Source organism: Novosphingobium sp. (assembly GCF_032093395.1).
Taxonomy (GTDB): Bacteria; Pseudomonadota; Alphaproteobacteria; order Sphingomonadales; family Sphingomonadaceae; genus Novosphingobium.
The window spans coordinates 13177-37448 of the sequence record NZ_DAMDBA010000016.1; the positions used below are offsets into that span (position 1 = coordinate 13177).

At 68.2% G+C, this 24272-nt stretch carries 19 protein-coding genes; 13 read left to right on the top strand and 6 right to left on the bottom strand.

Annotated features, from left to right (window positions below; translation table 11 throughout):
- Nucleotides 1-6 precede the first annotated feature (6 nt).
- Genes RT424_RS08310 through RT424_RS08320 form a run of 3 tightly spaced genes read right to left on the bottom strand, consistent with a single transcriptional unit; the run spans nt 7 to nt 3844 of the window.
- Entirely contained in the window at nt 7-1293 is a 1287-nt protein-coding gene (locus tag RT424_RS08310; RefSeq protein WP_313436217.1) for an acetyl-CoA C-acetyltransferase, read from the bottom strand.
- Nucleotides 1290-3575 (bottom strand): acyl-CoA dehydrogenase, encoded by a 2286-nt coding sequence (locus RT424_RS08315; RefSeq protein WP_313436220.1) that lies wholly within the window; start codon nt 3573-3575, stop codon nt 1290-1292. The genes RT424_RS08310 and RT424_RS08315 overlap by 4 nt, the downstream gene beginning before the upstream one ends.
- Nucleotides 3576-3631: 56 nt before the next feature.
- Complete coding sequence (locus tag RT424_RS08320; RefSeq protein WP_313436223.1) at nt 3632-3844, bottom strand: DUF2945 domain-containing protein; 213 nt, start codon at nt 3842-3844, stop codon at nt 3632-3634.
- 161 nt (nt 3845-4005) lie between these two features.
- Here RT424_RS08320 and RT424_RS08325 point away from each other — a divergent pair, with 161 nt between their 5' ends.
- The 13 genes from RT424_RS08325 (at nt 4006) to ppdK (ending at nt 20406) form a co-directional block, all read left to right on the top strand.
- Nucleotides 4006-5988 (top strand): methyl-accepting chemotaxis protein, encoded by a 1983-nt coding sequence (locus RT424_RS08325; RefSeq protein ID WP_313436225.1) that lies wholly within the window; start codon nt 4006-4008, stop codon nt 5986-5988.
- 61 nt (nt 5989-6049) lie between these two features.
- Nucleotides 6050-7423, top strand: coding sequence for a chemotaxis protein CheW (locus tag RT424_RS08330; RefSeq protein ID WP_313436228.1), 1374 nt, complete (start codon nt 6050-6052; stop codon nt 7421-7423).
- Nucleotides 7420-8568, top strand: coding sequence for a chemotaxis response regulator protein-glutamate methylesterase (locus RT424_RS08335; RefSeq protein ID WP_313436231.1), 1149 nt, complete (start codon nt 7420-7422; stop codon nt 8566-8568). Before RT424_RS08330 ends, RT424_RS08335 begins: the two co-directional genes overlap by 4 nt.
- Nucleotides 8565-9413, top strand: a complete 849-nt coding sequence (locus RT424_RS08340) for a protein-glutamate O-methyltransferase CheR (protein ID WP_313436233.1) — start codon at nt 8565-8567, stop codon at nt 9411-9413. Before RT424_RS08335 ends, RT424_RS08340 begins: the two co-directional genes overlap by 4 nt.
- Nucleotides 9413-11461, top strand: coding sequence for a chemotaxis protein CheA (locus RT424_RS08345; RefSeq protein WP_313436236.1), 2049 nt, complete (start codon nt 9413-9415; stop codon nt 11459-11461). Before RT424_RS08340 ends, RT424_RS08345 begins: the two co-directional genes overlap by 1 nt.
- Entirely contained in the window at nt 11458-11739 is a 282-nt protein-coding gene (locus tag RT424_RS08350) for a hypothetical protein (RefSeq protein ID WP_313436239.1), read from the top strand. The genes RT424_RS08345 and RT424_RS08350 overlap by 4 nt, the downstream gene beginning before the upstream one ends.
- 82 nt (nt 11740-11821) lie before the next feature.
- On the top strand, nt 11822-12205 hold the full coding sequence (locus RT424_RS08355; RefSeq protein ID WP_313436241.1) for a response regulator: 384 nt from the start codon (nt 11822-11824) through the stop codon (nt 12203-12205).
- Nucleotides 12202-12840 carry a chemotaxis protein CheX gene (locus RT424_RS08360; protein ID WP_313436244.1) on the top strand — a complete coding sequence of 213 codons (639 nt, stop codon included), beginning with the start codon at nt 12202-12204 and terminating at the stop codon, nt 12838-12840. The genes RT424_RS08355 and RT424_RS08360 overlap by 4 nt, the downstream gene beginning before the upstream one ends.
- Nucleotides 12830-14887 (top strand): PAS domain-containing protein, encoded by a 2058-nt coding sequence (locus tag RT424_RS08365; RefSeq protein WP_313436247.1) that lies wholly within the window; start codon nt 12830-12832, stop codon nt 14885-14887. Before RT424_RS08360 ends, RT424_RS08365 begins: the two co-directional genes overlap by 11 nt.
- Before the next feature lie 59 nt (nt 14888-14946).
- A complete protein-coding gene (locus RT424_RS08370) occupies nt 14947-15408 on the top strand; it encodes a pyridoxamine 5'-phosphate oxidase family protein (protein WP_313436249.1) in 462 nt (153 codons plus the stop codon).
- Between the two features lie 28 nt (nt 15409-15436).
- Complete coding sequence (locus RT424_RS08375; RefSeq protein WP_313436252.1) at nt 15437-15994, top strand: transcriptional regulator; 558 nt, start codon at nt 15437-15439, stop codon at nt 15992-15994.
- Between the two features lie 236 nt (nt 15995-16230).
- Nucleotides 16231-17475, top strand: coding sequence for an MFS transporter (locus RT424_RS08380; RefSeq protein WP_313436330.1), 1245 nt, complete (start codon nt 16231-16233; stop codon nt 17473-17475).
- A 252-nt stretch (nt 17476-17727) separates the two neighbouring features.
- Nucleotides 17728-20406 carry a pyruvate, phosphate dikinase gene (ppdK, locus tag RT424_RS08385; protein ID WP_313436255.1) on the top strand — a complete coding sequence of 893 codons (2679 nt, stop codon included), beginning with the start codon at nt 17728-17730 and terminating at the stop codon, nt 20404-20406.
- Nucleotides 20407-20678: 272 nt separating this feature from the next.
- Here ppdK and RT424_RS08390 read toward each other — a convergent pair whose 3' ends face one another.
- The 3 genes from RT424_RS08390 to RT424_RS08400 are packed head-to-tail and all read right to left on the bottom strand — an operon-like array spanning nt 20679 to nt 24242.
- Nucleotides 20679-21578, bottom strand: a complete 900-nt coding sequence (locus tag RT424_RS08390) for a LysR family transcriptional regulator (RefSeq protein WP_313436258.1) — start codon at nt 21576-21578, stop codon at nt 20679-20681.
- Between the two features lie 43 nt (nt 21579-21621).
- Nucleotides 21622-22785: an amidohydrolase family protein gene (locus RT424_RS08395; RefSeq protein WP_313436261.1), complete on the bottom strand. Its 1164-nt coding sequence runs from the start codon at nt 22783-22785 to the stop codon at nt 21622-21624.
- On the bottom strand, nt 22782-24242 hold the full coding sequence (locus RT424_RS08400) for an amidohydrolase family protein (RefSeq protein WP_313436263.1): 1461 nt from the start codon (nt 24240-24242) through the stop codon (nt 22782-22784). Before RT424_RS08400 ends, RT424_RS08395 begins: the two co-directional genes overlap by 4 nt.
- Nucleotides 24243-24272: the final 30 nt, after the last annotated feature.

Here is a 24272-nt window from a genome sequence, read left to right on the forward strand (position 1 = left end):
CCTCCTTCATGCGCGTTCGATCAGCATCGCGCCGCCCTGGCCGCCGCCGATGCATTCGGTGGCGATGCCCCGGCGGCTGCCGAGCCGCTCCATGGCCTGCACCAGATGGAGCGCGATGCGGGCGCCGCTGGCGCCCACCGGATGGCCGAGCGAGATCGCCCCGCCATCGACGTTGATCCGCGTGGGATCGATCGTGCCCGCGGCATTGTCCAGCCCCAGTACTTCTCGGCAGAAACCCTCGTCCTGCCAGGCCGCGAGGCAGGCCAGCACTTGCGCGGCGAAAGCCTCGTTCAGTTCCCAGAGGTCGATCGCGTCGAGCGCCAGATCATGGCGCTTGAGCAGTTCGGTGGAGGCCAGGACCGGACCAAGGCCCATGATCGAGGGATCGAGCGCCGACCACTGGCTGTCGACGATGCGCGCGCGCGGCCTCAGGCCATGCCGCTCCACCGCCGCTTCAGAGGCAAGGATGGTCCAGCAGGCCCCGTCGGTGATCTGCGAGCTGTTGCCCGCCGTCACCTTGCCGTAGGGCCGCTCGAACACGGGCTTGAGCTTGGCCAGCTTGGCGACGTCGCTGTCGGGTCGCACGCCGTCGTCATGGTCGTGGACCGTGCCGTCGCGGGCGAAGGCGGGTTCCAGTTCGCCCTTCAGCCAGCCTTCGGCTTCGGCCCTGGCCAGCCGCTTGTGGCTTTCGACGGCATAGCGATCCGCCGCCTCGCGCGAGATCGAAAAGAGGTGGGCGAGCACTTCGGCGGTCTGGCCCATGCCGAGATCGGTGATCGGATCGGTCAGCCCCCGTTCCAGCCCGACGATCGGCTTCAGGAATTCGGGCCTGAAGTGACTCGCCGCCTTGAGGGCGCCGAGGGGGCCGGACTTGTTGCCCTGCATTTCCGCCAGCCATTCCACCGCGTCCTGCCGGAGCACCAGCGGGGCATGGCTCAGCGCCTCCGCCCCGCCCGCCAGGATCAGGTCGCTGCCGCCGTCCGCGATATAACGGTAGGCGGTGTCCATCGCCTGCATGCCGGAACCGCAGTTGATCTGCACGGTGAAGGCCGTGGTCTGCGTGCCGCAACCCAGGCGCAGCGCGGCGACGCGGGCAGGGTTCGCCTCGTCCGCGATGACGTTGACGCAGCCCAGGATCACCTGGTCGAAGTCCGTTGGCGCGAACGGCTGGCGCAGCAGCAGCGGCCTGCCGCACTGCACGGCAAGATCGACCGGGGTGAAGGGGCCGGGGCCGCCGCGCACTTTCAGGAATGGCGTGCGGGCACCATCGACGATGTAGACCGGGCGGCTCATTCGGCGGGCTCGGCGATGCGAGGGGCGGTCGCGGCTGTACCCGTGCCGTTCCGTCCGGAAAGGTCCAGTTCCTCCGCCGCGAAGTCGTCCACCGCGATTACTTCGGCCACGGCGGCGTCGGCGGCGCGCAGGCTGGCCAGTTCCTCCTCGCTGATCAATCCTTGCTCACGCGCCTTGTCGAGATCCCGGACACGCGCCTTGCGCAGGCGATCGTGGACGGGCTGGGTGGCGACGGTCTGGCGGAACGCTTCGGTCAATCGGCCCACCGCCTCGTCGGCGCCGCCGATATAGACGTTGTCGATCAGTCGCTCGCGCGCGGGGCAGGGTTCCATCAGGATTTCCGCGCATTGGCGGATGGTGCGGTCGGACGGGCCGTTGCGGCCGCGTCCGAAAGGCTGGATGAACAGGCGCAGCATCCAGCCTACCGGGCGCGCCGGGAAGTTGGCGATGATCTCGGCAAAGCGTTGCTCGATGGTGGCGAAGCCGCTTTCCATGCACCAGGCCAGCAGTGGCAGGTCGTCTTCCTGCCGCCCTTCGTCTTCCCAGCGCTTGAGCGCGCCGGACAGGAGATAGAGTTCGGACAGCACGTCGCCCAGCCGGCCGGAAAGCAGTTCGCGCCGCTTGAGTTCGCCGCCCAGCGTGAGGAACGATATGTCGGATACGAAGGCGAAGGCGGCGGCGTAGCGGCTCATCTGGCGATAGTAGCGCGTGGCCTTTCCGGCGCGGGGCGCGGGGGCGAAGGCGCCGCCGCTCCAATTGCGCACGAAGGCGCGTATCGCCGTCTTCAGCGCGTGGCCGACATGCTTCCACAGCACCTGGTCGAAATTGGCCAGCGCCCGCCCGCGATTGGCATCGCCCACCGCGCGGATTTCCTCCAGCAGGTAGGGATGCGATCGAATCGCGCCCTGTCCGAACACCATCAGGCTGCGGGTGAGGATATTGGCGCCCTCCACGGTGATGCCCACCGGAATCGCGCGATACTGGCTGCCCAGATAATTGCGCGGCCCTTCGATGATGGCCTTGCCGCCGTGGACGTCCATGGCATCGTTGATGACCACGCGCATCCGCTCGGTGGCGTGGAGCTTGAGGATCGAGGAGACGACCGCCGGATGGTTGCCCTGGTCCAGCCCCGCGCAAGTCAGCCGCCTTGCGCCGTCCAGTAGATAGGCATTGGCGGCGATCCGGGCGAGGCGTTCCTGAATGCCCTCGAACTTGCCGATCGGCAGGTTGAACTGCGAACGGACGCGGGCATAGGCGCCGGTGGTATGGGCCGCGAAGGCCCCCGCCGCCGCCGAGAGCGAGGGCAGCGAGATGCCGCGCCCGGCCGCGAGCGCGCTCATCAGCATCTTCCAGCCCTGACCGACCCGCTCGGGCCCGCCGATCACGTTGTCGAGCGGGACGAATACGTCATGCCCTTCGTTCGGGCCGTTCTGGAAGCTCTGCATCGAGGGGATGTGGCGGCGGCCGATGGTGACGCCGGGAAGGTCGGTGGGCACCAGCGCCACGGTGATGCCGATGTCCTCCTGGCCGCCCAGCAGGCGCTCGGGGTCGCGCAGCTTGAAGGCAAGGCCCAGGATCGTCGCCACCGGGCCGAGGGTGATGTAGCGCTTGTGCCAGTTGAGGCGGATGCCCAGCACCTCCTCGCCGTTCCATTCGCCCCGGCATACCACGCCCTCGTCGGTCATCGCGGCGGCGTCCGAGCCGGCCTCGGGGCTGGTGAGCCCGAAGGCCGGGACTTCGCGGCCGTCGGCCAGGCGCGGCAGCCAGTGCTGCTGCTGCGCCTCGGTGCCGAAGCGCAGGATCAGTTCGCCCGGCCCGAGCGAGTTGGGCACCATCGCCGTCACCGCCGCCGAGACCGAGCGCGTGGCGATCTTGCGCACGATCTCGCTATGGGCGAAGTTCGAGAAGCCGAGGCCGCCGTACTCCGTGGGGATGATGATGCCGAAGAACTTCTCGCGCTTCAGGTAATCCCAGGCTTCCGGCGGCAGGTCGCGGGTTTCCGAGGTCATGCGCCAGTCGTCGATCATGGCGCAGAGGATGTCGACCGGGCCTTCCAGAAAGGCGCGTTCGTCGTCGGTGAGCGTGGCGGGCGGCATGGCCAGCAATTGCTCCCAATCCGGATTGCCGGTGAACAGCGCGGCGTCCCACCAGGTATTGCCGGCGTCGATCGCCTCGTTCTCGGTGGCCGAGAGCGCGGGCAGGGCCGACTGGACGAGCGAGAGGACCGGCCGGGTCAGGATCTCGCGGCGGGCGGCGGTCATGATATTCGTGGGGGCGGACATCTATCGGCTCCTTCTCCTGCGGGGGACAACGCCTCTCCGCCGGAAATTGCTCCCGGTTAGTTTTTGTGTCGCAGCTCCTCTGGCTTGTGCGCAGCCTTCTTCCCCGACTTTGCGCTCTTGACGATGTATTGCGGGTTGTCCTTGGAAGCCGCGACCTTGTGGCTCTTGATGTGCGTTTCCGAGGTTTGCTTCTTTTCGACGGTGCCGTGGGTGGTACCCTGGCTGGTGTCCCATTCCACCTTGTCGCCCTTGCGGAACTGCTTCGTCATCGCGGCCTCTCCTGCTTGCGGGATATTCGGGGCGAACGCGGCGGGGGGCTCTGGCGTTCCGGGGGCGTTCCGCGCCGGGTATGCGACGACGCTTGCTGGCGCCCCCGGTTTGCGCATATGCCCGCAGGGTCACGACCGGCTCATCCGCTCCGAGGTCTTCCATGTCCCTAGTCAAGAAATCGGCGCTCGCCGCCCGCAAGACCGACGCCAAGAGCGCCCCGGTTGCCGAACCCATCGCTGCCCGCTCTGCCGCGCACACGCCTGCCGCACCCGCCCGCGCGCGGCGGCGCGCGTCCACCGCGCTGGAGCGCATGGACCAGGCGACGCAGGAACTGGCCAGCGGTCTGGCCGAAGCGGCCGGTGCCGCCGCCGAACTTCAGCAGGCCACCGACCATATCTCCAGCTCGGCCGAGGAAGCTGCGGGCGCGGTGCAGGAATCGCTGGGGCTGATCGCCAGCCTGCGCGGCAATTTCCGGGAATCGCGCGAACGTGCGGCGGCGGCGCAGCGGCAGGTCGAACTGGTGCAATCCGGCTTCACCGAAGCGGCCGCGCAGATCGAGGCTTCGGTCTCGGCCATCGTGCTCAATGGCGAACGGCAACTGGGCTCGGTGGCGCTGGTGGAGAAGCTGGAGACGGCCGCCGTGACGATCGTCGCCATCGGCGAGACGGTGGCCGACCTCTCGGACCAGACCGGCATGCTGGCGCTCAACGCGGCGATCGAGGCGGCGCGGGCGGACGAAGCCGGGCGGGGCTTCGCGATCATCGCCGACGAAGTGCGCGAACTGGCCGACGATGCGGAGCGCAACGCGGCCGAGATCCGCGGTTTGGGCGATGGCATCGTCTCCGAAGTCCGCGACGCGGCGGCGCGCATCCGAAGGTCGTCTGCCCTGGCCACGGAACAGGCCGATGGGGGGCGTGCACTGATCCGCGACCTTCAGGCCGCGCGTGAGCGGCTGGCGCTGCTCGTCGAGGGCGCGGAGCAGATCGCGCTCGCCTCGATAGAGGCGGATACGGCTGCAACCGAGGCGGAGAAGGGCGCCGAACAGATCGCCGCCGCCGCCGAGGAGCAGTCCGCCGCTGCCGCCGAGGCGCGGCAGGCGGTGGAGCAACAGGCCGTGTCGCTGGACCAGAGCCAGCAGACGGCCGAGGCGCTTTCGGAACTGGTGGCCCGGTCGTCCGTCGCGCCTGCCGGCAAGACGGATTCCGGCAAAACGGATTCCGGCGAAGTGGCGGAGCAGATCGCGACCGCCGCCGAGGAATTGTCCGCGACGGTGCAGCAGCTTTCGGGCGCCGCCGGCCAGATCCTGGTGGCGGTGGAGCAGATCTCTCGCGGAGCGCAGGTTCAGGGCGCGGCCACTGTGCAGGCCAGCGCGGCGATGACCCAGATCGAGCGATCGGCAACGGCCGCGCAGGCGCGCGCCGAACAGGCCAGCGAGGGCATCCAGGCGGTGATCGCCACGGCGGATACGGGGCGCGATCGCGTGGCCGCGCTGGTGGCGGGCGTGAGCGGCGCGGTGGAGCAGACGCGCGGCGTGCTCGATGCGCTCGGCCGGATCGGGGACATCGGACGTCGGATCGAGAAGATCGGCGACGGCCTTGCCCTGGTGGCGCTCCAGACCAACATGCTGGCCGTGAGCGGGGCGGTGGAAGCCACGCGCGCGGGTAGCGCGGGTCTTGGTTTCTCGACGGTGACGGGCGACATCCGCAAACTGGCGCGCGAGGCGGCGGCCAATGCGCAGGACGTCAAGGATTCGGTGCGCGCGATTCAGGACCAGCTTTCCCTGTTGCGCGGCGATCTCGATCAGATTGCCGCGGCGGGAGAAACAGAGGCCGGGCGGAACCGGGCGATGATCGAGCGTTTCTCCGTCATGGCCGAGAATCTTTCCGAAACCGGGCGCGGCAATGCCGCAATCCTCGATGGGGCGCAGTCGATCCTGATTTCCGTGCGCGAGATCCGCAGCGGCACCGAGCAGATTGCAGAGGCTGCCGAAAGTTCGGCCGGCGCCGCCCGGCAGGCCAGCGTCGCCGCCCGGCAGCAGGCGCAGGCAGCGGAAGAACTGGCCGCCGCCATCGAGGACATCGCCGCGTTGGCCGCCTCGCTCGATACCGCGCGCCCCGGCGCCCTGCGCGAAAATGGGGCCTGACCGGCCTGTGACGGAGCGGGCCGAAGCACGATTTGCGGCTGAATCCGAAGGTGAGGATAGAGTGCTGACCTTCGTCGCGGGCGGTCTGCGCCGGGCGCTTGCCGCGCACCGGGTGCGCGAAATAGCGAGCCTGCCGCGCCTGACGCCGGTGCCTTTCGGTGCGGAGGGCCTGCTTGGGCTGGGCAATTTCCGGGGGCGGATCGTGCCGGTGCTGGCGCTGGACGGCGCCGATGGCGCGGCGGCATCGCGGGTGCTGTTGCTGGATGGCGAAAGGCCGGTCGCGCTGGCCGTGGAGGCGGTGCTGGGCCTGGAGGCTCGCGATGGCGAAACGCTCGATCTGGACGCTCTGCTGGCGGCGTCGTTTCCCGCTCCGGCGCGGCGATCCGCCACCTCAGCGCATCTGTCGGCGGCCGTACAGGAGGCGGGCGAGCAGGAGATGGGGCGCGACGATCGGGTGGCGCTGCTGGCGATGGAGCTTGCAGGACAGCGGTTCGCCCTGCCCGCCAATGAAGTGGAGGCCGTGCTGAAACGCCCCGCAGACCAGGCGGCGGTTCCCGGAGTCCGAGGGTCGGCACTCGGCGCGATCGAGTATCGCGACAGCCTGTTGCCGTTGTTCTCGCTGGCGGCATTGCTCGGCTTCGAAACGCGCCTGAAGGATGCGGGCCGAAAGGGGAACCAGCAGGTCGTCGTCGTGCCGATCGGTGGTGGCAAAGTGGGGCTGGTGGTGGACCGGGTCTGCAATGTCCTACAGGTCGCGCCGGATCGGCTGGAACCCGTGCCGGGCGTGCTGCTGCGCAAGGATGCGGAAGCGGCGATCCGGGCGATCTGCCGCCCCGGCGGCGGCGAACGGCTGATTTCCGTGCTCGATGCCGACCATCTGCTCGATGCGGAGACCACCACGGCGCTGCGGACGCTCGCCCCGGCTCGATCCCTCTCCGACGGCGAAACGCAAGCGGGAGAGCGGCAGTCCTGGCTGGCGTTTCGTGCCGGGGAACACCGGCTGGCCATGCCGCTCGAGGCCGTGGACGGCGTGGCGCGCGTGCCGGTGCTTGCAGCGGTTCCCGATGCGCCCGAATGGCTGGCCGGGCTTGCCAGTCTGCACGGCGCCGCCGTGCCGGTGATCGACCTCTCCGTGCGTCTGGGGAGCCGTGCGAGTGGTGCAGGCGCGAACGACCGGCGCTTGGTGCTCGCCCGCCACGGCGGCGATCCTGCGGGGCTTCTGGTGGACCGGATCGATGGTTTGATCGACCTTTCCCCCCATGCGATCGAGCGTCCCGAGGCGGGCGGCGCGGCGGACGCGACGTTCGAGGGCTACGCCCGCCTGACCGACGACGCGGAAGGGGAAAGGATCGCGCTGCTTGTATCGCCGTGGACGCTGATCGATGCGGCCGGGCGCGCCTTGCTGGCCCGTGCGGAAAAGGCGGCGCGGCCGTGAAGAAGATCAGGTTGCTCATCGTCGACGATTCGGCGCTGATGCGCAAACTGCTGTCTCAGCTGTTCGCGGAGGACGGGGGCTTCGAGGTCGCCGTGGCGCGCGATGGGAACGAGGCGCTGGCGATGCTTGCCGCCTTCGCGCCCGACGTGGTGACGATGGACATCCACATGCCGGAGATGGACGGGCTGGCCTGCCTCGACCGGATCATGGTGCAGCGGCCCTGTCCGGTGGTCATGGTCTCCGCGCTGACGCAGGAGGGCGCGGACGAGACGCTGGAGGCGCTCTCGCTGGGCGCAGTGGATTTCGTGGCGAAACCCGAAGGCCCGATCTCGCTGGAACTGGACCGGATCGCCGATCCGCTGGTGGAAAAGGTCCGCGGCGCCGCTTCCGCCCGGCTGCCGCGCGTGATGCGACTGACGGAGCGGGTGAGGGCGCGGGCCGGAATGGGGCGGGCCGGAACGGAGAGCCGGATCGCGCGAAGGGCGGCGGTGACGGCGCCACGGGCGCAGGGCGCAAAGGCGCAGGGCCCAAAGGCGCAGGGTATAGCGGCCGTGGTGGTGGGCTCTTCCACCGGCGGACCGCCTGCGCTCGATGCCCTGTTGCAACCCCTCCCCGCCGACTTTCCCTGGCCGATCGTGATCGCTCAGCACATGCCGGCCAGCTTTACCGGGCCGCTCGCGCGTCGGCTGGACCGGCAATGCGCGATAGCGGTCGAGGAAGTGACCGGCGCGGTGCCGTTGCGGCCGGGGTGCGTCTATCTTGGCCGGGGCGATGCCGATGTCATCCTGTCGCGGCGCCGCGGCGAGCCGGTGGTGCTTGCGGCGCCCGCCCGCCCCGAACTGCACTGGCATCCCAGCACCGACCGTCTCGTGGATTCGGCCTGCGAAGTGCTGGGGGCCCGCGCGCTGGTGGGGGTGCTGCTGACGGGGATGGGCAACGACGGCGCGCAGGCCATGGCGCGGATGCGGCGGGAAGGTGGCCGGACGATCGCGCAGGATGCCGAAAGTTCGGTGGTTTGGGGCATGCCGGGGGCTCTGGTGGCGCAGGGCGGGGCGGATCTGGTGCTGCCCGTGGACCGGATCGCCGGGCAATTGCTGGACTGGGCGGGCGTCGAGCCGCGCGGCACGACGGAGGAGGAGGCATGACCGGAGCAGGTGCCGACCTGACCCCCGCGTCGGGGCTGGACGAAAGCGACTTCGTCAGGGTCAGCGAACTGCTGCGCGGCTGGACCGGCATGACCTTCGGCCCGAACAAGACCTATTACATCGAGCGGCGCCTGGCCGAACGGATGCGCCGCACCGGCGCGGCCGATACGCGGGCCTACTTCGCGCGGCTGCTCGGCGACGGGGAAGAGCGCCAGAGTCTCATCAACGCGATGACCATCAACGAGACGTACTTCTTTCGCGAGGAGCACCAGTTCGCCGCGCTGGCCAATGCCATCCTGCCGGACCTGGCGCGCACCCGCATCCCCGGCGATCGCATCCGCATCTGGTCGATGCCCTGCGCCACCGGGGAAGAGGCCTATTCCATCGCCATCTGGCTGCTGGAATTCTGGCCGCTGGTGGATGCCTATAATATCGAGATCGTCGGCTCGGACATAGACACCGCCGCGCTGGCTGCGGCCCGGCGCGGCGATTACGGCGAACGGGCGGTGGCCCGCATGCCCGAGCCGTTGCGCTCGGCCTATTTCGAGAGGGCCGGAGCACACTATCGGCTGATCGCGGACTTGCGCGAATCCGTGAGCTTCGCCCCCGCCAACCTGATCGACGCCCGATCCATGGCGGCGCAAGGCGAATTCGACGTGATCCTGTGCCGCAACCTGCTGATCTACTTCGACGAGGCCGGTCGGCAGACGGCGGCAAGCAACCTGCACCGGGCGCTTCGTCCCGGCGGCTACCTGTGCCTGGGCCACAGCGAATCGATGACCCGGATCGACGAGCGCTTCAATCTCGTTCGCCTTGACGACGCGATCGTCTATCGTCGCCCATGATGGACGAATTGCTCGAACAGTTCCTGATCGAAGGGCGCGATCTGGTGGCGCAGGCGCAAGGCGATCTGGCGGCGCTGGCGCGGCAGCCGGAGCGGCGAGACGTTCTGGACGGCCTGTTTCGCGCCGTCCACACGCTCAAGGGCTCCGTCGCCCTGTTCGACATGGCCCCGGCCGAGGGTCTGCTGCATCGGGCCGAAACCCGGCTGGATCTTGCCCGCCGAAATCATGCTCAGGGGGGGGATGCGCCGCTGTCCGCGCCGGATCTGGCTGCCCTGGTCGCTGTGATCGACCAGGTGGACCGTTGGATCGACCTGCTCGAACGCGACGGCAGCCTTCCCGCCGATGCCGAAGCCCGCGCCGCCGGACTGGGCCTGGTGCTCAATGGGGTGCTCGATGGGCCGGACGAGGGCGCCGTGCCGGTTCGAGGGGCTGGGGAGCCGGGTGCAGAGCCTCCCCGGCACGATGCGGCAGAGCATCGTCCGGCGTGGCTGGAGGCGATGATGGCGCAGGCGCCGTCCTTTGGGCATGCCGCCACCGCCTTCCGCTATGTGCCAGATGCCGATTGCTTCTTCCGGGGCGAAGATCCGCTGGCCGTGGTCCGCGCCGTGCCGGATCTGCTGGCGCTGGACCTGTCATTCCCTCCCGACACGCCGGGGATCGACGACTTCGAACCGTTTCGCTGCGTCCTGCGGATCGTCGGCCTTTCCGCCGCGCCGCAGGAGAAGGTGCGCGCCGCTTTCCGCATGATGCCGAACCAGGTCGAGGTGGTCGCCCTGGACGCGGCCGAAGTGGAAGAGAAAGATCCGGCAGGCGACATCGGGGAGGTGCCGGTGGAGCCGGGGGAGAGCGGCGGCATGTTGCGCGTCTCGGCGGCCCGGTTGGACGTGCTTGCGGACGAGGTGGGCCAGATGGCCGTCGCCCTCAATGCGCTGGAAGCGGCAGTGGAGCGCGCGGCGGCTGGCGATCGCGTGCTGGCGGCCGAACTGCGCCGGGTGCAGGGTGCTCTGGCCGGTTCTCTGAACAGACTGTCGTCCAACGTGGCCGAAGTCCGCCGTGTACCGCTCCAGCCCGTGCTGCGGCGGCTGCCGCGTCTCGCTCGCGACCTTGCGGCATCGCTGGGCAAGGACGTGCGCTTCGTGCTTTCGGGCGAGGGCGTGGAAGTGGACAAGCAGGTGGCGGACGCCATCTTCGAGCCGCTGCTCCACCTCGTGCGCAATGCCGTGGACCATGGGATCGAGGCGGCCGACGCGCGCGTGGCAGCGGGCAAGCCCGCTTCGGGCACGATCAGCCTGTCGTTTCAGCGCAGAGGCGATCATCTCGCGGTGAAAGTCAGCGACGATGGCAAGGGCATCGAACCGGTCGCGATTCGCCGCACGGCCGTGGAAAAGGGGCTGATCGGCGAGGAGGAGGCCGCCATGCTGGCCGACCGCCAGGCACTGCGGCTGATTTTCGCGCCGGGCTTCTCCACGTCCCGGTCGGTTACGGGCGTATCGGGCCGGGGCGTCGGCATGGACGCGGTGCAGCGCGCGGTGGAGCGGTTGCAGGGCTCCATCGAGATCGAGAGCGCGCCGGGCCGGGGCACCGATATCGCCATCCGGCTGCCGCTGAACGCGATCCTGACCCGCCTCGTCACGGTGCGCGTGGGCGCCGAGCGATACGGGCTGCGGATGGACCAGATCCACGAGATGCTGCGGGTGGACGCTGCTGCGATCGAGGAACTGGGCCATGGCCGCGCCTGCGTGATCCGCGATCGCACGGTGCCGGTGCTGTCGCTGGCGACGCTGCTGGGCCATGCCGACGGGCTGGAGCACGTCGGAGGCGAAGGTACCGGGGCCGAAGATACCGCAATCGATTGGGCCCGGCTGGTGGTGACGGGAGCTTCGGGCGAGCGGATCGCGCTGCGCGTCGATGCCGTGGGCGAGCGCATCGATGCTGCCGTGCGAGAGCGCTCGGGCCTGCTGGCCGCCATGCCCGCGATCGGCGGCACGACGCTGGATGCCGACGGCGGCGTGCTGCTGGTGCTCGATCTGCCGGAGCTGCTGTCATGAGCGTGATCGTGGAAAACGGCACGATCCGGCTGGTCGGCGCTTGCCCGGTCGAGGATGCGGAACCGCTGCTGGCCGCCTTGCAGGACGATCCCCTGCGCAAGGTCGATGTCTCCGCCATGACGGCCGCGCACTCTGCCGTTATCCAGCTGCTGGCGCTGTTCGCCCGCGAAATCGAGGGGGCGTTTGCCGATCCAGTGCTCGGCCCAGTGCTCGGCCCAGTGCTCGGCCCCGCGATAGGCGGCACGTCGGCGCTGGCGAAGCGAATTCAACCGCGATAACAAAAGTTATACCTGTGCGGCTCGTGTCGCCCTATAGATCGGCCGAAAGCCTTCGGGAACGCCAAAGAACAGGAGCAGTTGCGTGTCGGTTACCGTGATGATCGTGGATGACAGCAAGCTCGCGCGGATCGTTGCATCCAAGGCCCTGGCGCAGCTTCAGCCGGAATGGAGCAAGGTGGAAGCGGGCAGCGCCGCGGAAGCGCTGGACGTCATCGGGCAGGAAGCCGTCGACGTCTCGCTGATCGATTTCAACATGAGCGAGAAGGATGGCCTGGAACTTGCGGCCGAGTTGCGCGCTATGCGCCCCGAGATGCCGATCGCGATCATAACCGCCAACATCCAGGACGAGATCATCGCCCGCGCTCGCGAAGTGGGGGCGGCGTTCATCGCCAAGCCGGTCACCAGCGAGGGACTTTCGGGCTTCCTGTCCGGCGCCGCGCTCAAGCTGCGAACGGCCGGGGCATGATTCCGGAGCAGGTCGCTCTCACCGAACTCGAACGCGATGCGCTGACGGAAATCGTCAACATCGGCGTCAGCCGCGCCGCATCCAGCCTGCGCAAGATGATCGGCGAGCAGGTGCTGCTTTCCGTTCCCTCGATCGAAGTGGTGAGCCACCATCGCGCCGCCCGCCTCATCAGCGAGCGGGAGGTAGCCGATCTCATCGCCGTGCGGCAGGACTTCAAGGGGCCCTTTTCCGGCCGGGCGTTGCTGATCTTTCCGGAAACCAACAGTCTCGAACTGGTGCGCGCCGTGACCGGCGGCGAGCTGAGCCTCGAGGAAGTGCTGGAGATGGAGCAGGAGGCACTGGCCGAAACCGGCAACGTGATCCTGAATTCCTGCCTGGCAACGATGGCGAACATGCTCAAGCGTTCGCTGACGATGACCATCCCCGAAGTGCTGCGCGGCAACGGCGCCACCTTGTTCGAAGTGGATGAGGCGGGGGCCGAGGAAGGCCTGGTGCTGTTCCTCTACATCGATTTCGCCGTGCGCATGCGCGACATCCGCGGCTATATCGCCATGCTGATGGACATTCCCTCGCTGGCGACCCTCAAGGAACTGCTGGACGAATTCATCGCCTCCGTCGTGGGCGATGATGCCTGAAACGGGGGCCGGGGCGGGGCCTGACTTTGGGCCGGACTTTGGGCCTGACGCTGGCAGTGGGGGCAGTGCGCTGAACCACGAGCAGCTCCGGGCCGTGCTGGCCGCAGCCGGGGCCAGCGGATCGTGGGACTGGGAGATCGCGGCAGACCGTCTCTTCCTGGACGCCAGCTTCGCGGAGCTTTACGGACTGCCTTCGGAAGACCTGTCCCAGGGCTTCCCCACCGGCACGTTCTTCAAGGCCATCCATCCCGACGACCGCGCGCGTATCCGCATCGCCGTGGCCGGGATGCTGGCCGGGGCGTCGCTGTTCTCGAAGGAGTTCCGCGTCGTCACCACCGCCGGCAAAGTGCTGTGGATGCACGGCCGGGGACAGTGCCACCTCGACGTGGACGACGAACCCGTGCGCTTCACCGGTCTGCTGGTCGACGTAACCGAACGCAAGCGCACCGAGGAACGCCTGCGCATCGCCCAAAGCGCGGGCGGGGTGGGGACGTTCGAATATAGCGACGGTTTCGCCACCGTTTCCGTCTCCACCGAATTCTGCAAGCTGCTGGGCCTCCATCCGGCGGACCGCCTGCCGGTGCGGACGATCAATTCCGTCGTGAGCGAAGGCGCGCTGTCGCTGATCCCCGAAGGCGTGCAGGCGGCGCTGCCGGATACGCTCTCCGGTGAGTTCCTGATCCGCCGGGGCGAAGACGGCGAACCGCGCTGGATCGCGCGGCGCGGCGAAGTGCAGCGCGAGGCGGACGGCAAGGGCTATCGCCTGCTTGGCGTCATCTACGACGTGACCCTGGCGAAGCAGCAGGAAGCCGCGTTGCGGGAACTTGCGGAGACGCTGGAGCAGCGCGTCGCCGCCGAAGTGGCCGAGCGGCGCCATGCCGAGGACGTGCTGCGCCAGGCGCAGAAGATGGAAGCGGTGGGCCAGCTGACCGGCGGCATCGCCCACGATTTCAACAACCTGCTGACCATCATCATCGGCAGCATCGACATGGCATCGCGCCGCGCCGCGCCTTCGGCCGATCCGCGTATGCGGCGCTCGCTGGAGCAGGCCATGAAAGGCGCCGAACGCGCTGCCGCGCTGACGCACCGGCTGCTCGCCTTCTCGCGCCGGCAGCCGTTGGACCCGCGCGCAGTCAATGTGCGCGATCTGCTGGAAGGCATGTCCGATCTGCTCTTGCGCACGATCACCGAAGCGATCTCGGTGACCATCGATACGGCCGGAGAGGCCGTCGAAGGGAGCGAAAGCGGCCTGTGGATGGTCGAGGCGGATCCGCACCAGCTTGAGAACGCGATCCTCAACCTGGCGGTCAACGCCCGCGACGCCATGGTCGATGGCGGATCGCTGCGGATCACCGCGCGAAACGAGACCCATTCCGGCCAGGACGGAGAGATGCCGGCAGGAGACTACGTCGCCATCGAGGTGGCCGACGATGGTATCGGCATGGACGAGGCGACGCTGGCGAAAGTGTTCGATCCCTTCTTCACCACCAAGGACGTGGGCAAGGGCACCGGGCTGGGCCTGTCGATGGTCTACGGCTTTGCCAAGCAATCCGGCGGGGGCATCGACATCGCCTCCCGCCCCGGCGAGGGGACGCGCGTGGTGCTGCACCTGCCGCGCTGCCATGGCGGCGCGGTGGAGGATCATGGCTACCACCAGGATCACGCCGAATCCGGCCACGCTTCCGAAACGGTCCTGATCGTAGAGGACGACGAGGACGTGCGCCGTTATGCGGTGGGGGCGCTGTTCGACCTCGGTTATCGGGTGGTGGAAGCGGCGGACGGCTTCGCCGCGCTGGATCTGTTGCGCAAGGAGCCGGGCCGGATCGACCTCCTTCTCACCGATGTGGTCATGCCGCGCATGTCCGGCAGCGAACTCGCCCAGCGTGCGCGCGAGATCGTGCCGGGGCTCGCGGTGCTCTACATCTCGGGCTATCCGCACGATGCGATCATGCATGAAGGGCGGCTGGGCGAAGGCGTCGAACTGCTGTCCAAGCCTTTTACGATGCAGGCGCTGGCGGCAAAAGTGCGGGAATCGCTGGACCGCTAAGGATGGGAGCATCCTGGCCGGTCGCGGGTTACATGCCGGACACTCTTGGGAGAAACGCCATGACCCGCAAGACGCTTGCCGACCTTGCCGAGAAGATGAAGGACATAGACTTCACGATGCTCTCCACCCACGGCCCCGGCGGCACGATCGCCGCGCGGCCGATGAGCAACAATCGCGAAGTGGAATACGACGGCGATTCCTGGTTCTTCACCACCGAGGACACCGCCATGGTCACCGAGATCGCCGGAAATCCCCGCGTCGGCCTGAGCTTTCAGGGTAAGGCCGGTATCCTGGGGATGCGCCCCTTCTTCATCGCCGTGGAAGGGAAGGCCGAACTGATCCGCGACAAGGGGCAGTTCGCGGAGCACTGGACCAAGGGGCTTGACCGCTGGTTCGAACAGGGCGTGGATACGCCGGGCCTCGTCCTGATCCGCGTCGGCGCGGAGCGGGCGCATTATTGGGACGGCGAGGACGAAGGCGAAGTGATCGTCGATCGCGGTTCCTATGTCGGCGGCCCATGATCCGTCTCTGCGTGATCCGCGCTGAGGTATGAAGGTCTTTCTGGATTTCGAGGCCTCGTCCCTGGCGAAGCGGAGCTATCCGATCGAGGTCGCCTGGGTCTTCGCGGATGGCCGCGCCGAAAGCCACCTGATCCGCCCGGCGCCCGGTTGGACCGACTGGGACGCCGAGGCCGAGGCGATCCACGGCATCTCGCTCGCGCAATTGCAGCGCGAGGGAGAGCCCCACGATGCGGTTGCCGCACGGATGGTGGAGCAGCTTTCGGGACATGATCTCTACGCCAGCGCGCCGTCGTGGGATGCCAAGTGGCTGAATGCCCTGCTGCGCAGCGTCGGTTTCCCCAAGCACCATCTGCGCCTGCGCAAGACCGGAGACATGATCGCGCGGGAGGTTGCCGCTATCCTGGCTGGGCAGGAGGTTCGGGAGGCGGTCGAGGCGATTCTTGAGAAGGCTGCTGCGGCTCGCAACGGGCCGCCGGCCCATCGTGCCCTGCCGGATGCACAGGCCGATCGCCTGCGCTGGCTGGCGGCGCTCGACGAAGCGAACCGTCGTCCCGGACTTGATCCGGGACCGCTGGCAGTTCTTTAGGAGCACCCTTGCGGAAAGACGCCCCTGCCGAGAAGTGGGCCGTTCACCGCCAGCGGTCCCGGATCAAGTCCGGGACGACGTAATCGGCACCGCCGGCCTGCGGATTTGCCAAGTTCGATCAGGAGGCTATCATCTCGCGCATGATCTTCGACACGCGCCGGACCGGAGAGCCGACGACAGCCCACGTGGACGACGCGCACGAGGATGCAGGCCATAGGCCGCTGACCAAGCGCTCCATGATCGTGGCGGCCTTCTCGACGATCGTCGAGTGGTACGATTTCACGCTCTACCTCTATCTGGCGACGGTGCTGTCGCGGGTGTTCTTCGGCGGCGGCGAGAACGCGCTTTCGGTGACCTTGGGCGGCTTTGCCGTGGCTTACCTGATGCGGCCGCTGGGCGCGGCGGTGTTCGGCCATGTCGGGGATCGCCATGGGCGGCGGCGGATGATGCTGGCGTCGATGGCGCTGATGACGGCGGCCATGCTCGCCACGGCGGCGCTGCCCACCCATGCGGCGGTCGGGGCCGCGTCGGGCTGGCTACTGCTCGCCCTGCGCTGCGTCATGGCCTTCTCCGTGGGCGGCGAATATACCGGCGTGGTCGCCTACCTGATGGAGGGCGCTGACCGGCGGCGGCGCGGTTTTGTCACCTCGTGCGCGGCGGCGGCCAGCGAATTGGGCGGACTGCTGGCGGCGGGCGTATCCGCCATGGTGGTCCACACCCTTGCGCCGGATGCGCTGGACGCTTGGGGTTGGCGTATCCCCTTCCTGGTCGGCGCGGCGCTGGCCGGCGCGGTTCTGCTGGCGCGTGCGACCCTGGAGGAATCCCCGGAGTTCGAGCGACAGGTGCTGCGCCGCAGCGTTCCGGACCGCCCCTTGCGGCATGTCCTGTCCCGCCACCGACCGGCCATCGCGCGCGGCTTCGCCATTTCCGCGCTCGGCTCGATCACTTACTACGTGGGTATTACCTATGTCCCGGCCTTCGTGACCGAATCCGGCGTCATGGCGGAGAGCCAGGCGCTGTGGCTTTCGACGGCGGCGGCCTTCGTCGTCATCTTCGTCACGCCCTTCGTCGGGATTCTGTCGGACCGCATCGGGAGGCGTCCTGTCCTGCTGGGAGTCGGGGCGATGTCGATGCTGTTGCCGGCCGCCGCCTTCGCCGCCATGGGCGAGGGATCGCACGGCGCCGCGCTGATCGGGGCGCTGCTGCTGGCCTCGCTGGGCGGGGCGGTCAGCGCCGTTGGCGCCGTGGCCACCGCCGAGCAGTTTCCCGGCGAAGGTCGCCTCACCGGCCTTGCGCTGGGCGCCACGGCTGCCACGGCGGTGTTCGGCGGGCTCGCGCCTTTCGCGGCCCAGCTGCTGGTGACGGCCACCGGCTGGCCCGCCGTGCCCGGTGTGATGATCGCGGTGGTCGCGCTCTGTGTTTTGCCCGTTTTCGCGCTGATGCCGGAAACCAGGCCGAAGCAGCCGTCGTCCCGGACTTGATCCGGGACCGCTGGCCATGACCAGCCCACCTCCAGGCAGGACGCCCCTCCGCACACTTGCTCCTAAAGAACTGCCAGCGGTCCCAGATCAAGTCCGGGACGACGTATGCACGCAAGATTTCACAAAGCGTGAAATCCGGCTTTGCCATTTATCCATGGAACTTTAACCGCATCCCGGCCATTTACGTCGCCGCATCGCAGCAAAGTGCCGGATTCGCATTCGGCCTCTGCCCTAAACGAGAGTGATCCATTCATGACGGCTTTGACTGAAACGCGCTACGTCTATCGCTTCGGTGGCGGCGTCGACGATGGCGGCAAGGGCGACAAGAACCTTCTGGGCGGCAAGGGCGCGAACCTCGACGGCATGGCCGCGATCGGTCTGCCGGTTCCTCCCGGTTTCACCATCACCACCGAGATGTGCACCCGCTACTACAACGATGGCGGCGTCTATCCCGAAAGCGTGAAGGCCGAAGTGGCAGAGGGCATCGCCCATATCCAGCAGGTGACCGGCAAGACTTTCGGCAATGTCGCCGATCCGCTTCTCGTTTCGGTCCGTTCCGGCGCGCGCATCTCGATGCCGGGCATGATGGACACCGTGCTCAACCTTGGCCTGAACGACCAGACGGTCGAAGGCCTCGCCCAGACTTCGGGTGACGAGCGCTTCGCCTGGGACAGCTATCGCCGTTTCATCCAGATGTATTCGGACGTCGTGCTCGAACTCGATCACGGCGCCTTCGAGGAAGCGCTGGACATCGCCAAGGAAGATCGCGGCTACGACCTCGACACCGAGATGACCGCCGCCGACTGGAAGATCCTGGTCGCGGAATACAAGGCGATCGTCGAGAAGCTCTGGAACAAGCCGTTCCCGCAAGACGTGCACGACCAGCTCTGGGGCGCGATCGGCGCCGTGTTCGGCTCCTGGCAGTCGGACCGCGCCAAGGTCTATCGCCGCCTGAACTCCATCCCCGGCGAATGGGGCACGGCCGTCAACGTGCAGGCCATGGTCTTCGGCAACATGGGCGAGACCTCGGCAACCGGCGTTGCCTTCACCCGTGACCCGGCCACCGGCGAGAACGCCTATTACGGCGAATACCTCATCAACGCCCAGGGCGAGGACGTCGTCGCCGGCATCCGCACCCCGCAGTACCTGACCAAGGCCGCCCGCGAGCGCGCCGGGGCCAAGCCGCTGTCGATGGAAGAGGCGATGCCGGAGACTTACGCGGAACTCGCGGGCGTGTTCGAGATCCTCGAAAAGCACTACCGCGACATGCAGGACATCGAGTTCACGGTTCAGCAGGGCAAGCTCTGGATGCTCCAGACCCGCTCGGGCAAGCGCACCGCCAAGGCGGCGCTGAAGATCGCCGTCGACATGGCGCGCGAAAACCTCATCACCGAAGAGGAAGCCGTCGCCCGCGTCGATCCCGCCGCGCTCGACCAGCTTCTGCACCCTACGCTCGATCCCAAAGCGCCGCGCGACGTGCTCACCAAGGGCCTGCCCGCCTCGCCGGGCGCGGCTTCGGGCGCGATCGTGCTTGATGCCGATACGGCCGAGAAGCTGGCCGAACAGGGCAAGGCGGTGATCCTCGTCCGCGTCGAAACCAGCCCCGAGGACATCCACGGCATGCACGCGGCGCGTGGCATTCTCACGGCGCGCGGCGGCATGACCAGCCACGCCGCCGTGGTGGCGCGCGGCATGGGCCGTCCCTGCGTCTCCGGCGCCGGCAGCCTCCAGATCGACAACGTGGCGCGCACCATGCGCATCGACGGCCGCGTCCTGAAGGAAGGCGACACCGTCACCATCGACGGTGCCACCGGCGAAGTCATGGCCGGCGAAGTGGCCACCGTGCAGCCGGAACTCGCCGGTGACTTCGGCACGCTGATGGAATGGGCCGACAAGGTGCGCCGCCTCAAGGTCCGCGCCAATGCGGAAACGCCGCTGGATTGCCGCACCGCGCGCGAATTCGGCGCCGAGGGCGTGGGCCTGTGCCGCACCGAGCACATGTTCTTCGATGCCGCCCGCATCACCGCCGTGCGCGAGATGATCCTGGCCGAGGGCGAGGCCGAGCGCCGCACCGCACTCGCCAAGCTGCTGCCGGAACAGCGCGACGACTTCGCGGAAATCTTCACGGTCATGGCCGGCCTGCCGGTGACGATCCGTCTGCTCGACCCGCCGCTGCACGAATTCCTGCCCCATGCCGAGGCGGAATTCGAGGACGTGGCCCGCGCCGCCAATGTCAGCGTCGAAACGCTCAAGCGTCGCGCCGCCGAACTGCATGAGGTCAACCCGATGCTCGGCCATCGCGGCTGCCGCCTGGGCGTGACTTACCCGGAAATCTACGAGATGCAGGCCCGCGCGATCTTCGAGGCGGCGCTCATCGTCAAGGACCGGACCGGCGAAGCGCCGATCCCCGAAGTGATGATCCCGCTGGTGGCCACCGCCAAGGAACTGGACCTGATGAAGGCGATCGTCGACCGCGTGGCCGCCGAAGTCTTCAGCGAACGCGGCGCCACCGTGGACTACCTCGTGGGGACCATGATCGAACTGCCGCGCGCCGCGCTCAAGGCGGGCGAGATCGCGGAAATCGGTGAGTTCTTCTCGTTCGGCACCAACGACCTTACCCAGACCACGATCGGCATCAGCCGCGACGATGCCGGTAAGTTCCTGACGCATTACGTGGACAAGGGCATCTTCGCCCGCGATCCGTTCGTCAGCATCGACGTGGACGGCGTGGGCGAACTGATCGAACTGGCGGCGGAACGCGGCCGCAAGACGCGCCCGGACATCAAGCTGGGCATCTGCGGCGAGCATGGCGGCGATCCGGCCTCGATCGCCTTCTGCGAGAAGATCGGCCTCGATTACGTCTCCGCATCGCCCTACCGCGTGCCGATCGCGCGTCTGGCGGCAGCCCAGGCGGCGCTGGCAGGGAAGTAAGAGTACAACCGCGTCGGGGAGGAGGAGCGACCCGACCGGCTATGCGGATCGCGCGCGAAAGCGTGCGGTCCGCATTTGTTTATGGCGCTGCGGATCGCCGCGTCATAGTGCGGCTCCTGTTTTCGTCATTGCGAGCGTAGCGAAGCAATCCAGGGCGGCTCTGCGTGACTCTGGATTGCTTCGCTACGCTCGCAATGACGAGATGGAGGCGAAAGTCGCGATGACGGGCGCGCAGGGCTTGCTCGTTGCAACCAGCCCATGCGCCCCGGCTCTCAGCGCCCGGCGGAACGCTCCACCAGGAAGTCGATCAACAGCCGGGCCGGGCCGCTCAGGCTGGCGCCGTTGGCGGCCAGCAGCATCTGCCGCTGCGCCCAGGGCTCGTCCAGCTCGACCAGCTTGAGGCCCATCGGCACGATGAAGTTCCGGGCCGCCTCGCTGGGCAGCACGCCGATCCCGAAGCCCGCCTGGATCATCCGGCAAACCGCGTCATAGCTGTCCACGGCGGCGCGCAGGCGCAGGGGCCAGCCCTGTTCGTCGGCGGCGCGAGCCAGCAGGCGGGTATTGGCGGTGTCATAACCCATCTGCACGAATTCGTGCTCGGCCAGATCGTGGAACCGCACCGAATGGGTGCCGAACAGCAAGTGCGGCGGGGCGACCACGGCGAGGCGGTCGCAGCGATACTTCCAGGTTTCGAGCCCGAGCTGACCGGGCTCTTCCATGATCACGCCGACCTGTCCCTCGCCCGCGCGGAGGCGGCTGACGATCTCGGCGGAGTAGACCTCCTGGATATTGAGCCGGATCTTGTCGTTGGCGTGGCCGAACGCCGCGAGGTCGGCGGGCAGGAACTGCGTGATCGCCGAGGTGCAGGCGAGGATGTCCACGCTGCCCTTCAGGCCGTTCGCGTAGTCGGAGAGGTCCGAGGCGGCCAGCCCCACTTCGCGCAGGATGCGGATGGCATGGGCCAGCAGCGCATCGCCCGCAGCCGTCGGCGTCACCCCGCGCCCGTTGCGCACCAGCAGCTGTACGCCGAGATCCTGCTCCATCTGCGTCAGGCGGCGGCTGATCGCGCCGATCGCAAGGTTCGCCTCGTCCGCCGCGCGCGACAGGCTGCCGAGTTCCGCAACCCGGATGAAGAGTTGCAGGGTCGTCAGGTTCAGCATCGGCAGTCGCATGTCTGGGCCATGCGTCGGCTATAGGCTGCAATAATGTCTGCGGCTAGGCGAGCGCTACGCCACGCCGAAAGACCGTGCGCCCGGACGGCGGCGCTGCCACCGCCGCTGCCGCGTTCGGCGCGGCCAGCGCGACGAAGCTCGCCTCCGCGTCCACTTCCACGCCGCGCCCTTCGCGACCGAGCGCGCGGGCTGATTCCGTCGTTGCCATGGCGAGGGCGACGCCGAGTTCCTCGTCATTGTAAAAGCCGGAGCGATAGCCGATCAGCATGGCGCGCTGGAGCATGTCGCCGTTGCCATAGGGCCACCAGGCGTCGCGGATGTTGTCGTTGCCGGCGAAGACCCGGACGCCGTATTCGCGCAGGCGCAGGATCGGCGGGAAGGCGCGGTCTCCCGGCGCATTGGTCATGATCGAGACCCCCGCATCGGCAAGCGCGCGGGCAACGCCGTCGAGCGTGGGCTCGTCCACGTCGCCCAAGGCATAGGCGTGGCTCACCGTCACGCGGCCGCCGAGGCCCAGCGCAAGGGTACGGGCGGCGATGCGGTGGAGTTGCGCCACGCCGGGAAGGCCGGCTTCATGCAGGTGGATGTCGATCTTGGCACCGCGCCGCTCGGCAATGCCGAACACCACCTCGAGATGACCCTTGGAATCGCCGTCCATCCCTTCCGGGTCGATCCCGCCCACCACCTCGGCGCCCTCGCGAATGGCGGCGTCCAGGATGTCGGCGGTGCCGGGGCAGGTGAGGATGCCTGCCTGCGGGAAGGCGACCAGTTCGATATCCACGCGATCCCGCCAGTTTTCGCGCGCCGCCATCACCGCGTGGAGATGCGAGAGGCCGGTCGTGGCGTCCACGTCGACATGGCTGCGCATCGCCACCGTGCCGAGGCTGGCCGTCTGCGCGATCAGCACGTCGGCACGGACGCGGGCCGGGCGCACGTCGGCCAGCATGGCTTTTTCGACTGCCAGCCGCTCTCGCAGGCTGGCGGCGGGGCGATGCGGCTGCCAGGGCTCGCCGAAGAAGCTCTTGTCGAGGTGGATGTGGCCGTCGACGAAGCCCGGCAGCACCAGCTGCCCGCCAAGATCGACGCGCTCGACCGTCTCGGGCGCGGCCAGATCGGGTCCGATCGCCGTAAAGCGACCGTCCGATACGGCGAGATCGGCGGCGCTCCCGTCGGGCAGCAGGGCATTGGTGAAAAGGCGCTCGATCATTGGCCGGATCCGGGCTGTTCCGCCGCATTCCATGCCGCGACTTTGGCCTTCGTTTCCGCCAACATGCCGTCCAGCACGGCGCGATCGTAGAGCTTGCCGTTCATCACCACGGCGTGGATGGCACGGGTGGCGGCGATGTCCTTCAGGGGATCGCGGTCCAGCAGCACCAGGTCCGCCGCCTTGCCGGGCGCGACGGCGCCGTAGCGGTCCAACTGGCCGAACCAGGCGGGCCCGGCGCGGGTGGCGGCGGACAGTGCCTGCGCCGGGGTGAGGCCCTTGTCGACGAAGAGGCTCAGTTCGTCATGCAGGCCGATGCCGGGGTAGTTGAACGAGTTGAGGAAACCCGCATCGGTGCCCGCGATCACCGTGGTGCCCGCCTTTACCAGCATCGGCAGAACGGCGGCCATGCGGTCGAAGTGCTCATGGCGCGCCGCGATGGCGGCGGCGTCCGCCGTTGCGGCGCGATCGACGCGCCATGCGTAAGTCTTGCGCAGCCTGGGGCCGATATAGGCCAGATAGGGATCGTTCGCGTGATCGTCCTGATCAAGCCAGGCGATCACGCGGCTGCCGTTGAGCGTCGGCGTCACGAAGACGCCCTTGGCCGCGAAAGTGCGGTAGGAGGCCATGGCGGTAGCGGGGTCGAAGCCCGTGTTCAACCGGCGGTTCGCCTCGGCGCGATCGATGCGTCCGGCGGCGAAGTCGGCGGCGATCGCGGCTTCGTCCTTGACGCCAGCCTTGTAGGCATAATCGAGGTGTTCGATGGAGCTTATCCCGGCATCCACCGCCTGCCCCACGGTAAGGGCCATCGGAATGTGCCCCGAAGTCCGCAGTCCGCGCGCCTTGGCCTGCGACACGGCGTAGAGGAACAGTTGCGGGTCCAGCGTGCTGTCGGTGATCTTCACGAAGTCCACCTTGTCCCGGTCCTGAAGGCGGGCCAGCGCCGCGTCGACATCGCTCTTGCTGCCGACTTCGATCGTGCCCTTCCAGACCGGCTTGATGCCCTCGATCTTGGCGCCGGAGGTCAGCAGGCGCGGGCCGAACAGAGTGCCGCCGGCAATCTCGCCGCGCCATTGCAGAACCTGCTCCGGCAGGTCGCCCGAACAGTCGCGGATGGTGGTTACGCCATGGGCTACATAGAGCGGCAGCAGCGCCTTGTTTTCCTCGATCAGGTCCGGCCCGCCGCCGAAGTGGACATGCATGTCCCACAGGCCGGGGATCACGAACCGCCCTTTCGCCTCAACCACGTCGCGCGCCTGCCATTCGCGGGCAATCGCGCCGTCCTTGCCCACGGCCACGACGTCGCGGCCGCGCAGGACCACGGCCTGGTCCTTGATCGCGCGGGCATGTTCCACGTCGATCACGGTGACGTGGCGGATCATCGTGTCGGCCTGTTCGGCCGCCAATGCGGGCGCGCTTGTGGCCAGGAGCGTGGCGATCAGGGGGGCGAGAAGCTTCATGGAGGCGATCCTTTCCCGACCGATTGTACC

Coding starts and splice junctions, on each gene's coding strand:
- RT424_RS08375 (WP_313436252.1), top strand. CDS start 15,437: ATGAAGGTCTTTCTGGATTTCGAGGCCTCGTCCCTGGCGAAGCGGAGC.
- RT424_RS08360 (WP_313436244.1), top strand. CDS start 12,202: ATGATTCCGGAGCAGGTCGCTCTCACCGAACTCGAACGCGATGCGCTG.
- RT424_RS08315 (WP_313436220.1), bottom strand. CDS start 3,575: ATGTCCGCCCCCACGAATATCATGACCGCCGCCCGCCGCGAGATCCTG.
- RT424_RS08325 (WP_313436225.1), top strand. CDS start 4,006: ATGTCCCTAGTCAAGAAATCGGCGCTCGCCGCCCGCAAGACCGACGCC.
- RT424_RS08400 (WP_313436263.1), bottom strand. CDS start 24,242: ATGAAGCTTCTCGCCCCCCTGATCGCCACGCTCCTGGCCACAAGCGCG.
- RT424_RS08380 (WP_313436330.1), top strand. CDS start 16,231: ATGATCGTGGCGGCCTTCTCGACGATCGTCGAGTGGTACGATTTCACG.
- ppdK (WP_313436255.1), top strand. CDS start 17,728: ATGACGGCTTTGACTGAAACGCGCTACGTCTATCGCTTCGGTGGCGGC.
- RT424_RS08395 (WP_313436261.1), bottom strand. CDS start 22,785: ATGATCGAGCGCCTTTTCACCAATGCCCTGCTGCCCGACGGGAGCGCC.
- RT424_RS08365 (WP_313436247.1), top strand. CDS start 12,830: ATGATGCCTGAAACGGGGGCCGGGGCGGGGCCTGACTTTGGGCCGGAC.
- RT424_RS08310 (WP_313436217.1), bottom strand. CDS start 1,293: ATGAGCCGCCCGGTCTACATCGTCGATGGTGCCCGCACGCCATTCCTG.
- RT424_RS08390 (WP_313436258.1), bottom strand. CDS start 21,578: ATGCGACTGCCGATGCTGAACCTGACGACCCTGCAACTCTTCATCCGG.
- RT424_RS08370 (WP_313436249.1), top strand. CDS start 14,947: ATGACCCGCAAGACGCTTGCCGACCTTGCCGAGAAGATGAAGGACATA.
- RT424_RS08345 (WP_313436236.1), top strand. CDS start 9,413: ATGGACGAATTGCTCGAACAGTTCCTGATCGAAGGGCGCGATCTGGTG.
- RT424_RS08340 (WP_313436233.1), top strand. CDS start 8,565: ATGACCGGAGCAGGTGCCGACCTGACCCCCGCGTCGGGGCTGGACGAA.
- RT424_RS08320 (WP_313436223.1), bottom strand. CDS start 3,844: ATGACGAAGCAGTTCCGCAAGGGCGACAAGGTGGAATGGGACACCAGC.
- RT424_RS08350 (WP_313436239.1), top strand. CDS start 11,458: ATGAGCGTGATCGTGGAAAACGGCACGATCCGGCTGGTCGGCGCTTGC.